General features: G+C 34.4%; 13 protein-coding genes. 8 read left to right on the top strand and 5 right to left on the bottom strand.

What is annotated here, in order from left to right; translation table 11 throughout:
• Genes DFQ06_RS16455 through DFQ06_RS16440 form a run of 5 tightly spaced genes read right to left on the bottom strand, consistent with a single transcriptional unit; the run spans position 1 to position 4,212 of the window.
• Positions 1–1,356: an MATE family efflux transporter gene (locus tag DFQ06_RS16455; protein WP_133968968.1), complete on the bottom strand. Its 1,356-nt coding sequence runs from the start codon at positions 1,354–1,356 to the stop codon at positions 1–3.
• A 2-nt stretch (positions 1,357–1,358) separates the two neighbouring features.
• The gene (gene hemH, locus DFQ06_RS16450) at positions 1,359–2,390 is read right to left on the bottom strand and encodes a ferrochelatase (protein ID WP_133968966.1); all 1,032 of its coding nucleotides are present in this window, start codon (positions 2,388–2,390) and stop codon (positions 1,359–1,361) included.
• 5 nt (positions 2,391–2,395) lie between these two features.
• Positions 2,396–3,100 carry a ThuA domain-containing protein gene (locus tag DFQ06_RS16445; protein ID WP_133968964.1) on the bottom strand — a complete coding sequence of 235 codons (705 nt, stop codon included), beginning with the start codon at positions 3,098–3,100 and terminating at the stop codon, positions 2,396–2,398.
• A complete protein-coding gene (locus DFQ06_RS19465) occupies positions 3,097–3,252 on the bottom strand; it encodes a hypothetical protein (RefSeq protein WP_162857687.1) in 156 nt (51 codons plus the stop codon). The genes DFQ06_RS16445 and DFQ06_RS19465 overlap by 4 nt, the downstream gene beginning before the upstream one ends.
• Before the next feature lie 51 nt (positions 3,253–3,303).
• Complete coding sequence (locus tag DFQ06_RS16440; protein ID WP_042504412.1) at positions 3,304–4,212, bottom strand: helix-turn-helix transcriptional regulator; 909 nt, start codon at positions 4,210–4,212, stop codon at positions 3,304–3,306.
• Between the two features lie 182 nt (positions 4,213–4,394).
• Here DFQ06_RS16440 and hemA point away from each other — a divergent pair, with 182 nt between their 5' ends.
• From hemA to hemF, 8 genes are all read left to right on the top strand, one after another.
• Entirely contained in the window at positions 4,395–5,657 is a 1,263-nt protein-coding gene (hemA, locus tag DFQ06_RS16435) for a glutamyl-tRNA reductase (RefSeq protein ID WP_042496906.1), read from the top strand.
• Positions 5,650–7,224: a hydroxymethylbilane synthase gene (gene hemC / locus DFQ06_RS16430; protein WP_133968962.1), complete on the top strand. Its 1,575-nt coding sequence runs from the start codon at positions 5,650–5,652 to the stop codon at positions 7,222–7,224. Before hemA ends, hemC begins: the two co-directional genes overlap by 8 nt.
• Positions 7,225–7,277: 53 nt before the next feature.
• Positions 7,278–9,029, top strand: a complete 1,752-nt coding sequence (locus DFQ06_RS16425; protein WP_042504414.1) for a TrkH family potassium uptake protein — start codon at positions 7,278–7,280, stop codon at positions 9,027–9,029.
• A 29-nt stretch (positions 9,030–9,058) separates the two neighbouring features.
• Positions 9,059–9,775, top strand: coding sequence for a potassium channel family protein (locus DFQ06_RS16420; protein WP_042496899.1), 717 nt, complete (start codon positions 9,059–9,061; stop codon positions 9,773–9,775).
• A 1-nt stretch (position 9,776) separates the two neighbouring features.
• Positions 9,777–10,802: a uroporphyrinogen decarboxylase gene (hemE, locus tag DFQ06_RS16415; protein WP_042504416.1), complete on the top strand. Its 1,026-nt coding sequence runs from the start codon at positions 9,777–9,779 to the stop codon at positions 10,800–10,802.
• Positions 10,803–10,960: 158 nt separating this feature from the next.
• Positions 10,961–11,722, top strand: a complete 762-nt coding sequence (locus DFQ06_RS16410; RefSeq protein WP_074938729.1) for an EI24 domain-containing protein — start codon at positions 10,961–10,963, stop codon at positions 11,720–11,722.
• On the top strand, positions 11,709–12,254 hold the full coding sequence (locus DFQ06_RS16405) for a GNAT family N-acetyltransferase (protein ID WP_042496890.1): 546 nt from the start codon (positions 11,709–11,711) through the stop codon (positions 12,252–12,254). The genes DFQ06_RS16410 and DFQ06_RS16405 overlap by 14 nt, the downstream gene beginning before the upstream one ends.
• 6 nt (positions 12,255–12,260) lie before the next feature.
• Positions 12,261–13,163 carry an oxygen-dependent coproporphyrinogen oxidase gene (gene hemF, locus DFQ06_RS16400; protein WP_133968959.1) on the top strand — a complete coding sequence of 301 codons (903 nt, stop codon included), beginning with the start codon at positions 12,261–12,263 and terminating at the stop codon, positions 13,161–13,163.
• The last annotated feature ends 5 nt before the right edge of the window (positions 13,164–13,168 follow it).

Genomic DNA, 13,168 nt, shown 5'->3' with positions numbered 1-13,168 from the left:
TTATTTTGTAGTTTTCAATATTAAATCTCTTCGTATTTCCCTATTTAAAAAATATGCAGTAACCAGTGTTGATAACACATCGGAAATTGGAAACGACATCCAAACCCCTAATTCTCCATAAAATTTCGGCAAAATTAATATAAGCGGAATAAAAAAGAAACCCTGCCTAGACAATGTAAGTAATAATGCTGGCGTAGCTTTACCAATAGCCTGAAAATAAGCAGCACCAATAAGCTGTAAAGCTATAATTGGCGTCGCCGCAAAAACCCAACGCATAGCATTTGGGGTTTGTGCAATAACATCGGGATCTGTAGTAAATATTCTTGTTATTGTCTCCGGAAAAACCATGAGTAAGATAAAAATAAGTGTTGCCAAAATAGCGGCATATTTAATAGCAATATTTATACTTTCTCTTACCCGTTCGTAATTTTTAGCACCATAATTAAAACCTGCAACAGGCAAGAAACCTTGAGTAATACCAAAAACAGGAAATAATGCAAACATAAGCATACGACCAACAATAGCATAAGCAGTAACCGATGTTTCACCTCCTAAATCGAATAAAATATTATTCATAAATAAATAGGTTACACTTACTACAGCTTGGCGAGCAAGAGTAACAAACCCCAAAGAACCTATTTCCTTTACAACATAACGATTTAAACCAAAATGCGCTACACTAATTTTTAATTCTGAATTTTTAGAACTAAAAAACCAAACAATAAAAACGAAAGAAAACAGATAAGAAACACTAGTTGCCCATGCAGCACCTTCCATGCCATACCCCATTACATTAATAAAGATATAATCTAAAACCAGATTACCTACAGAAGGCAACATCATGGCATACATAGCAAATTTAGGCTTTCCTTCTGCCCGCATTACATTGTTACCTAACATGGAAAATGCCAAAAACGGCACACCATAAAGTACAATTTTATAATAGATTTTTGCCGGCTCAAAAATAGCTCCTTTTCCTCCAAAGGATAAAATAATATCGTCTACAAAGAGCAACCCTAAAACAACCATAGAAACCACAATTAACAACGTAAGTGTTATTTGATTCCCAAAAGTTTTTAAAGCCTTTTCGTAATTTGAAGCGCCAAGCGCACGCGATATTATAGAAGCACCTCCAATACCAATACTCATACCTAGAGCCGCTATAAAAAACGACACAGGCAATACTATATTTATGGCAGCAATAGCGATAGACCCAATCCATTGACCTACAAATACAGTGTCGACCAAAATATTTAGCGACATCACCAACAGACCAATAGACGCAGGAACAGCTTGCTTAACCAATAACTTACTTATCGATTGCTCACCAAAACCATCGGAGGATACTTTTGCCATTATTAAGCAGTGATTTTAGACTCAGCCCAAGTATTTATCCATTTAGAAAGTAACGCCACAAACTCATCATCATCATTTAAACACGGTACAGTTGTAAAATCTTTACCACCCATTTCATGAAAAATCTCTTGACCTTCCATTGCTATTTCTTCGAGAGTTTCTAAACAATCACTAACAAATGCAGGAGTAATAATCGCCATATTTTCTACACCATTCTTACCTAAACGTTCAATAGTTCTATCCGTATACGGTTGTAACCATGGATCGAAACCTAAACGAGACTGAAAGGATGTGGAAAAAGCCCCTTTTTTAAATTGAAGTCTTTCACCCACCAACCTTGTAACCTCTAAACATTGATGCTTATAGCAATACTCATGCGCTTTACTAGGCGTTACACAACAGCTTTTATCGATTTTACAATGTGACTGCGTAACATCACTTTTTCTAATATGGCGTTCAGGAACACCATGATACGAGAATAAAACATGATCGTATTTCTTACCCTCTAAATGCCTTTTAATAGAATTTGAAAGCACTTCAATATAATCTGCTTTATTATAAAACGCAGGCACAGATTCTATTTTTAAACTAGGAAAAAATTCTTGTCGCAACTCTTCTGCTAAAACTGTAATAGTTTCGGTAGTTGCCATAGCAAATTGTGGATAAAGTGGAAAAAGCAAAACCTCTTCTACACCTTTATCAACAAGCTCCTGAAGTCCTTTTTTAATCGTCATGCTTCCATAACGCATTGCCAAAGCAACAGGATATTCTACTTGTTTTTGAATTTTATTCTGAAGCCTTTCCGAAAGCACAATAAGCGGAGAGCCTTCTTCCCACCAAATCTTTTTATAGGCTGCGGCTGATGCTTTTGGTCGCGTTTTTAATATGATACCTTTAACTAAGGCTGCTCTTGCTATATATGGAATATCGATAACACGCTCGTCCATTAAAAACTCACCTAAATACTTTTTAACGTCTTTTGGCTCTGGACTCTCCGGAGAACCAAGATTGACAAGTAATATACCTTTTTTCATTTATTTTATTTATCTAAACAATATAAGATTCCACCTAAAAGATGTTGCTTAAATTCTGGATTTGAGTAAGATTCTACAGTATGCCCCATTCCGGTATAAAACATTTTACCGCCATCGAATTCTTGGCACCAAGCTATCGGATGAAAATCACCATTTTCACCACCTTTATAACTCGATTCATCTAATTCTAGTAACACATGTAAATCTTTGTTAATATTTTTAAAATTATACCACTCATCATAATGCGTCCACGGACTAGGTAAATGTTTTGTAGCCTCATGCTTGTTATCTTTTACATGCATGGTAGCTTCCGTTTGTTTTGGATGACTTATAAAATACGCACCAACCAACTTACCATACCAAGCCCACTCGAACTCTGTATCTGTAGCCGCATGAATACCTAAAAAGCTTCCTCCTTTATTAATATACTTTTTAAAAGCGTGTTCCTCCTCAGTATTCAAAACATCGCCTGTGGTATTTAAGAAAATAATTAAATCGTACTTTTTTAATTTCTTATCTAAAAACACTGCAGCATCCTCTGTGTGCGTTACTGTAAAATTATTTTCTAAGCCTAACGCCTCAATAGTTTTTACACCCGTTTCGATAGATTTATGTCTAAATCCCGCTGTTTTTGAAAAAACTAGCACCTTTTCGGCAGCATAAGTACTGATTGTAAAAAATGCTAAAAATGTAATTAATAATACTCTCATTTGTTTGTATTTAGTTGTTCGTGGTATAGTTTAGGTCGCTCCTCTGTGTAATCACAATCTTGAAAAATTCCGCACGATGTACTTGACCTTGCTAAAGTTTTCGTGTTTGCAAATTTCGCTAAAGCTGCAATTTCTGGTGTTAAATATTTCATTTTTATAATTTATTTCAGAAGAAACCTTGTTTAAATAATCACTTCTACTGTTTACGATGTTAAAGACATCACATATTTTTTAGGCGTGGTGCCATATTTCTTTTTAAAAGCTGCTATAAAATGACTCGATGTGCTATAACCTACTTTTAAACCAACTTCATTTACATTATCATTACCAGCTTCAAGTAGTTTTCTTGCCACTTCCATCTTATAGTCGAATAAAAAGCTAAAAACTGAATCACCATAAATTTGCTTAAAACCTTCTTTTAATTTTTTAATGTTTAATCCAATTTCATCAGCAAGTTCCTGCAAACTTGGTGGCTCTGCTATTCGAGAAATCACAATATCTTTTGCTTTTCTAATTTTTATAACATTAGTTTCGTCTACTAAAAATGGGCATTGTTCAACATCGGCATCTTCATTCCTATTAAAATAAAGACTTAAAAGCTCGTACGCTTTACCTTTGAAATATAAGTTTTTTATCGACAGGTTAAGATTATAGTTTATCAGTTGATTTAAAACAATAGCCATAGAAGGCGTAATAACACCATCTTTATAATACTTTTTATCCTTATTATCATCACTTAAAAAAGTGATATAACCCGCTTCTTGAGAAAACAAACCATGAAACTTCTTGATTGAAATTAATATAGAAACCATCCAAGAATTAGGTTCAATTTTTAGGTTGATTGGCAAATCGCGTTGTGGATTATACAAAAGCAATGAGTTCTCTTCAAGAATATTTAAAGTGTAGCGCCCTTCATTAAAAACAAACTGGCTAGAACCTTTTACACAAAAGTGAAATTGTATAAAGTCGCTATGTATATCTTTTACAATGTTTTGCGTTTCGCTTTCATCATTTTTATACATTAAAACCACAAACCCCTCGCCAACTTCTGTCTCCAAAAACGACCTTTGAGCGTTACTTTTACCGGTATCTTCAGCGTTATTTTTATTCATCTTATTTAGATTGGTTCTAAATTAATCACTCCAAATCATCCTATTTCACTACAAAAATATGATATTTATCACATTTCGAGCAAAAACAACGTTAAAAAACCACAAACGACACTAAAAGTTCTTTGAGCGTTACTTTTTAAGTCGGCATCCGTATATTTTTGCCACACATTTTTAATTAACGCATGCAAAAGTATAACGTTTCGAAAAGTAGTTACTTTTACGCTATTGGCCTAAGTTACAAAAAGGCCGATGCGGATATTCGCGGACATTTTAGTCTAAGCGAAGAAGGTAAACTTGCACTTTTAAATCAAGCCAAAGAAAATAATATTGAAAGTTTGGTGGTAACTTCCACTTGTAACAGAACTGAAATTTACGGTTTTGCACAGCATCCTTTCCAACTTATTAAATTACTTTGCGATAATACACGTGGTACTGTTGAAGAATTTCAAGAGGTGGCCTACATATACAAAAACAAAGAAGCGATATCGCATATGTTTCGTGTTGGATCTGGCTTGGACAGCCAAATTCTTGGTGATTTCGAAATTATTAGTCAATTAAAAATTAGCGCTAAACTTTCAAGAAAACACGGATTACTTAATCCTTTTTCCGAAAGATTAATAAATGCCGTAATACAAGCAAGTAAACGTATTAAAAATGAAACTGAAATCTCATCGGGAGCCACTTCGGTTTCTTTTGCTTCTGTACAATACATTTTTAATGAAGTTGAAGATATTACCAATAAAAACATTCTACTCTTTGGAACAGGAAAAATTGGTAGAAATACTTGCGAAAACCTAGTTAAACATACCAAAAACGAACACATTACTTTAATAAACAGAACGAAAACGAAGGCTGAACAAATAGCCGGAAAATTCAATTTATTAGTTAAAGACTATTCTAATTTACAAGAAGAAATAACCGACTCGGATATTTTAATTGTGGCTACAGGAGCACAACGCCCTACTATTGACAAACACATTATACAAAGCAACAAACCGCTTTTAATTTTAGACTTGTCAATTCCTAAAAATGTAGACGAAAACGTATTAGAACTAGAAGGTGTTAAATTGGTACATTTAGATCATTTATCTCAAATTACCGATAGAACTCTAGAAGCTAGAAAGCAACATATCCCTTCTGCGGAAGCGATTATAGAAGAAGTAAAAGAAGAATTTAATGGTTGGTTAGAAACAAGAAAATTTGCACCAACTATTAAAGCTCTTAAACATAAACTGAACGATTTTGCAACTGCTGAATTAGATACACAACGTAAAAAAATATCTGATTTTAACGAATCGCAAGCTGAAATTATCAGCAACAACATCATTCAGAAAATTACAAATCATTTTGCGCATCACCTAAAGGATGATGACGTTTCTACAGACGAAAGTCTTGAACTTATTAAAAAAGTGTTCCAACTAGAACCTTCTACAAAAAATGTCTAAAATTATAAAAATTGGTACTCGTGATAGCGAATTAGCGCTATGGCAAGCCAAAATAGTACAAAGTCAACTCGAACATTTAGGTCACAAAACACAATTAGTCCCTGTAAAATCTACAGGTGATTTAGTTTTAGACAAACCTCTTTATGAGTTAGGTATTACCGGGATTTTTACAAGAACATTAGATATCGCTATGCTAAATAACGATATCGATATTGCTGTACACTCCTTAAAAGATGTGCCTACCCTTTTACCAAAAGGTATTGTACAAGCAGCCGTTTTAAAACGTGGTAATGTAAAAGATACTTTGGTTTTTAAAGACAATGAAGAATTTTTAGGCTCTAAAGACGCCGTTATTGCGACAGGTAGTTTACGTAGACGTGCCCAATGGTTAAATCGTTTCCCAACCCATACCATCACAGATTTACGTGGCAATGTAAATTCGCGTTTAGAAAAACTAGAAAACAGCGATTGGAACGGTGCTATTTTTGCAGCTGCCGGTATTGGACGTATTGGAATTAGACCAGAAGACGCTATTAATTTAGACTGGATGATTCCTGCACCAGCACAAGGTGCAATTATGATTACAGCTCTAGAAGACGATGAAGAAACTCGAGCTATTTGCGCAGAATTAAACCACGAAGAAACTGAAATTTGCACAACCATAGAGCGCGAATTTTTAAACAAATTAGAAGGCGGATGTACAGCACCTATTGGAGCTTTAGCCTTTATTAAAGACGAAGAAATAACCTTTACAGGTGTTTTACTAAGTCCTGACGGTACAAAACGTATTGATGTTACTCGTGTTAAAAAATTAGGCGAACACAATGATATTGCACAATATTGTGCCGATTTTGTTATTGAACGTGGCGGAAAACGCTTAATGGATAGCATAAAAGATGCCGATAGAAAAACGAATGTATATTCTACAAAATCTTTAACCGAAGATCAACGCTTGTTGTTTCATGAAAAAGTAAAATCTGAAAGTACCGATGTGGTTAAAATTAGTTTAAACCGTATTCACCCAAGATTTTTAAAGCAAGAAATACAAAACGTAATAATTACTAGTAAAAACGCAGTAGAATCGCTTACTACAAATTATTCAGCGATTGAATTGCAGTTTAAAAACATTTACTGTGTAGGTCGCAGAACCAAGCGTTTAGTTGAAAATAAAATTGGAAAAGTAACACATACCGAAAACAACGCTAAAAAACTAGCGAAATACTTGGTAGAATACATGGAAGGTACAGAAGCAACTTATTTCTGCAGCGACATTAGATTAGATGCTTTACCAACTATTTTAAGCGAAAACAATATAAAAGTTAACGAAATTGAGGCTTACCAAACCAAGTACGATGGTGTAAAAGTTAACGACTCGGTAGAAGCTGTTATGTTTTATAGCCCTTCTACAGTTGAAAGTTTTACTCAAAAAAACAATAAAGAAATTATTGCTTTTTGTATTGGTGAAACTACAGCAAAGGAAGCTAAAAAGCATTTTGATGATGTACGTGTAGCAAAAGTACCAACGGTAGAAAGCGTTATTGAGTTAGTAAACGAGCACTATATTTAGTACTTAAGCTTTTATTTTAAAAACAGGTTTACTTTTAAACCAGTACATTTAAAATGCCTAAATTAAAAAAACAATCATTATTAAATTACGTGTATCGCTTTTTCGATATAATCGTATTATTTTTTATTGTTTTTGATTTTGGTTACGATCATGCCGATAATTACACATCGCCACATGTATTCGGCTTACTTACGCTATCGCTTTTATTACTAGCATTTAATACGGTAAAACTTTTTATTTACAAGTACAAAAACAACAAGCGTGTAGCCATAGTTAACATAGCAATTATCTCCATTTTACTTTTAAGTTCTTTGGTGGTTTGGTTGATACACAGTAGTAACGATTATCATTTTGTTTTACAAAAAATAAAACCCATACTCGAACTTGGGCTTGTTTTATACTTTCTACTAAGGCTACTTGTGTTTGTACGTTACATATATGCCGTATACTTTAATCCGGCTATTGTTTTTGTTGGCAGTTTTTTTATACTAGCTATTTTAGGTGCTTTTTTATTAATGCTACCAAGTGCCACAACAAACGGCATAAGCTTTACAAATGCACTTTTTACAGCAACAAGCTCTGTATGCGTAACCGGTTTGGCAGTACTAGATACAAGTCAAGATTTCACTATTATTGGGCAATCTATAATACTTGTTTTAATTCAATTAGGTGGTTTAGGTATATTAACGTTCACTTCTTTTTTCGCGTTTTTTTTCAGAGGGAGCTCATCATTCAAAGAAGGCTTGAACACTAAAGATTTTATTGCTCAAGAAGGATTAAAAGACGTCTTTAGAGCCGCACTAAACGTTGTAACATTCACCGTCGCGCTAGAACTCGTAGGTATGGTATTTATATATTTTTCTGTTCTTGACAATGTGGTTATAAAAGATAAATTTTTCTTTTCCGTATTCCATTCTATATCGGCTTTTTGTAATGCAGGTTTTTCTATTTTACCATCAGGATTGTTTGAAGAAAGCATTCGTTTTAATTATGGGTTCCAATGGATTATTATGATGCTTATTATCTTTGGCGGTCTAGGACACAATATTATTTTCAACTTCTATAAAAAAGTGAAAATTTCTTTTTTAGAACTGTTTCAAAAAAAAGCCATACATAAACGTGTGCCTATAATTACTTTAAATACCAAAATTGTAATTTATACCACATCTATTTTACTATTTGTGGGTTGGGTTGTTTTCTTTATAACAGAATACAATAACACCATGGTAGAGCACACCACAATAATTGGTAAACTAACCAATGCAGCATTTAGCTCAGTAAGCCCGAGAACAGCAGGATTTAATGTTATAGATTACAGTAAAATGACTATACCATCATTATTGTTCGTTATCTTTTTAATGTGGATTGGAGCTTCACCAGCATCAACCGGGGGTGGTATAAAAACAAGTACCTTTGCATTGGCAACATTAAATATATTTGCAGTGGCTAGAGGAAAAAGCCGTATTGAAATTTTTGGAAAACGAATCTCATCAGAGTCTACATCCCGAGCCTTTGCTATTTTATGTATCTCGCTTATCGTTATTGGTTTTTCTATAATGGCGTTATTGATATTCGAACCTAAAGGCACACCTTTATTAACGGTGGCTTTCGAGTGTTTTTCAGCTTACAGCACCGTTGGTCTAAGTTTAAATTTTACACCAACTTTAACAGAACCTAGTAAATATGTTATTATTTTAGTCATGTTTATTGGTCGTATAGGTATGCTCAACTTAATGATTGGTTTATTACGTCAAATAAACCATCAATTTTACGAGTATCCAAAAGAGAATATTTTGATTAACTAATAGTTACTCAAAAATAAATAATTTTAAAAATGAAAATAATCGTTATCGGACTTGGTAATTTCGGACATGCCTTAGCAATAAGCCTTACCGAAACAGGCAACGAAGTTATTGCCATAGACAAACAAATGGAGAAAATTAACCTGCTCAAAGATCAAGTTTCTCATGCCATTTGTATGGACTCAACAAACGAGCTTGCCTATAACGCTGTACCTTTAAAAGATGCAGATAAGGTTGTAGTAGCCATTGGTGAAAACGAAGGCGCTGCAATAATTACAACGGCCATTGTAAAAAAATTATCCGATGTAAAAATTATTAGTCGTGCCCTTTCCCCTATTCACGATACCGTTTTAGAAGCCATGGGTGTGCATAGCATTATTCATCCGGAGCAAGATTCGGCAAATAGATTAACCAAACAAATAAACTTTAAATCTACCTTAGAAAACTATCAATTAGATAATAATTTCACCATTTCGGAAGTAAAAGCAAAAAAAGCATTCTTCGGAAAAACATTAAAAGAGTTAGATACAACAAACAAATTTCAGCTTACATTAATTACCATAATTAGAGAAAGAGAAAAGCATAGTCTTTTAGGAAAAAAACAAATAATAAAAGAAAGTATTGGTCGTGTTACTTCGGAAACCTTAGTACTCGAAAACGATGTTTTAGTGGTTTATGGTAATAACAAAGACATCGAAAATTACTGCATTGGACAAGAAGAATACGATTTAAGAAATAAAAACATATAACATGATAAAGAACGATTTATTTTTACGAGCATTAAAAGGTGAAACCGTAGAGCGTCCACCAGTTTGGATGATGCGCCAAGCCGGTAGATATTTACCAGAATTCATGGAAATTAAAGCAAAATACGATTTTTTTACACGTTGCCAAACTCCAGAATTAGCAAGTGAAATTACCGTACAACCCATTCGCCGTTTTGGTATGGATGCTGCCATTTTATTTAGTGATATTTTGGTAATACCACAAGCCATGAACATCGAGGTACAAATGAAACCCAATTTCGGTCCATATTTACCAAACCCAATTCGTTCACAAAAAGATGTAGACAACGTTATAGTGCCAGATGTTACTGTAGCTCTAGACTATGTTTACCAAGCAATAAAAGCAACAAAAGAAAAACTAAACGACGACATTCCTTTAATAGGTTTTGCCGGATCTCCATGGACTATTTTATGCTATTGCGTACAAGGCCAAGGCAGTAAAAACTTCGATAAAGCCAAGGAGTTTTGTTTTACAAACCCAGTTGCAGCACATAATTTATTGCAAAAAATTACAGACACCACCATCGCTTATTTAAAAGAAAAAGTAAAAGCCGGTGTTAACGCTGTACAAGTTTTCGATTCTTGGGGAGGCATGCTTTCTCCAGTAGATTACCAAGAGTTTTCTTGGCAATATATCCAACAAATTATCGATGCTTTAAAAGACGAAACTCCAGTTATCGCTTTCGGTAAAGGATGTTGGTTTGCCCTAAACGAAATGGCCAATTCTGGTGCTGCCGCTTTAGGTGTAGACTGGACGTGCTCGGCTAGAAATGCACGTTATTTAACAGGAGGCAATATTACACTTCAAGGTAATTTCGATCCAACACGCCTATTTTCGCCACCAGCAGAAATTAAGAAAATGGTTCACCAAATGATTAACGAATTTGGCAAAGACAAATACATTGTAAACCTAGGGCATGGTATTTTACCAAATATCCCAATTGAAAATGCACGCGCATTTATCGATGCAGTGAAAGAATATAAAGTTTAAAGTTTTTTGGGCGTTACCTACTTTTTTTAGTAACATTCTATCTAAACAGCATACATATAGCTGTAAAAAAAGTAGGTCGCGCTTTTACTACTCGCTCCCTCCCGAAAAGGTCGGGGAGCTTAAACAGACCGTTCAATCGCTAACGCAAGATAAACGTCATGATTAAAAATATAATTTCAGGAATAAAAGCATACTTCGGTGCTTTCAGCTTAATATCAAAACTCAAACTCTGGAAATTCTTTGCAGTACCTATGCTTATTAGCGTGGTAACAGCAACCATTATATTCGGCTCAGCCTATGGGCTATCCGATAATGTTGGTAATTTCATTTCTAAAATTTGGATCTGGGATTGGGGGAAAGAAACCTTCACCTCTATCAGCACTTTTATTGGTGGGCTTGTTATTCTAGTAATAGGTTTAATACTATTTAAACACATTATAATGGCTTTATCTGCGCCATTTATGAGTCCCGTTTCAGAAAAAATTGAAGCACACCTAACAGGCAACGCTCCGCATTCTCATCGAGACACGTCGTTTTTAGAACAATTAATGCGTGGTATAAAAATAAATGGACGAAATTTATTAATGGAACTTCTATTAACTATTCCGCTACTTATTTTAAAATTCATACCTGTTGTAAATATATTTTCAGCCATACTCCTATTCCTTTTACAAGCTTACTATGCCGGTTTTGGTAATATGGATTACACCTTAGAGCGCCATTTCAAATACAAACAAAGTGTTCAATTTGTACGTAAAAACCGTGGCTTAGCCATTGGTAATGGTATTGTTTTTATTCTATTTTTACTAATTCCAATTATTGGTGTTATTTTAGTGCTACCTTTATCGGTAACTGCAGCTACTGTAAAAACAGTTAATGCATTAGAATTAAAAAACAATACAACACATGGTAACGCTTAGTTTTAACAACCTCACCATTAATGCTATAAAAGCAACAGATGCTTGGCCATTATGTAATTTTATAGCTGCTAATGACGACCGTTTAAAACGGTACTTTCCTAAAACATTACAACAGAATTTAACACCAGATTTAGCACAAAATTTCACCGATAAAAAAGTGAAGCAATTTCAACTAAAAAAGGAGTTTTTATTCACCATAAAAGAAAAAGCATCGAACGATGTGGCAGGCCTAGTTTATCTAAAAGAACTCGACTGGACAACCAAACAAGCCGAATTTGCTTACTGCATTGGCTACCAATTTGAGGGCAAAGGAATAACCACTAAAGCCGTTGGAATATTATCCGATTATGCTTTTGAAACTTTAGGTTTAAAGACGCTTCAAATTATAGTACATAAAGACAATCATGCCAGTGTGGCTGTAGCGATAAATAATAGCTTCACTTGGATAAAAACATTAAAAAACGAACATACACCTCCAAACGAAAGCCCATTAGACATGGAACTTTACGAGTTGTATTATGAAATGGAATAATTTATAATGAAAAACAAATTCTACCAATATATTCAAAACCTTCAAGATAGCATCACCTCTAAACTAGAAGCTATTGATGGTAAAGCAACCTTTCAAGAAGATATTTGGAAACGTCCAGAAGGCGGTGGCGGACGCACCCGAGTAATAGAACATGGAAATGTTTTCGAAAAAGGTGGTGTAAATATTTCAGGCGTAAACGGCAAATTACCAAAGTCTATGCAAGACTATTTTAAAGTTGGCGATGTCGATTTTTTTGCATGTGGTTTAAGTTTGGTACTTCACCCTACAAACCCAATGGTACCAACCGTGCATGCCAATTGGCGCTATTTTGAAATGTATGATAAAACAGGAGAAATCGTAGGTAGTTGGTTTGGTGGCGGACAAGATTTAACGCCTTATTATTTATTTGAAGAAGATGCTAAACATTTTCATCAAACATGTAAAACAGCCTGTGATAAGCACAACCCAGAATTTTATCCTAAATACAAAGCTCGTTGCGATGAGTATTTCTACAATGCACACCGAAATGAAGGTCGTGGATTAGGGGGGCTATTTTTCGATTACTGTAAAGAAACCGAAACCATGAGCATGGAAAACTGGTACAATTTTGTAACCGAAGTTGGCGATAGTTTTTTAGAAGCTTATGTGCCTATTGTTGAAAAACGTAAAGATTTACCATATACCGAAGCACAACGCACTTGGCAAGAAATTCGTCGTGGACGCTATGTAGAATTCAATTTAGTACATGATAAAGGCACCCTTTTTGGATTAAAAACCAACGGGCGCATAGAAAGTATTTTAATGAGCTTACCTCCGCATGTGCAATGGGTTTACGATCACCATCCAGAAGCAGGCAGTGAGGAAGAAAAATTAATAAACGTATTACAAAACCCTATAGATTGGGTTTAAAATAT

The sequence above is a fragment of the Algibacter lectus genome (assembly GCF_004368925.1).
Taxonomy (GTDB): Bacteria; Bacteroidota; Bacteroidia; order Flavobacteriales; family Flavobacteriaceae; genus Algibacter; species Algibacter lectus.
This window is presented reverse-complemented; position numbering and strand designations above follow the sequence as displayed.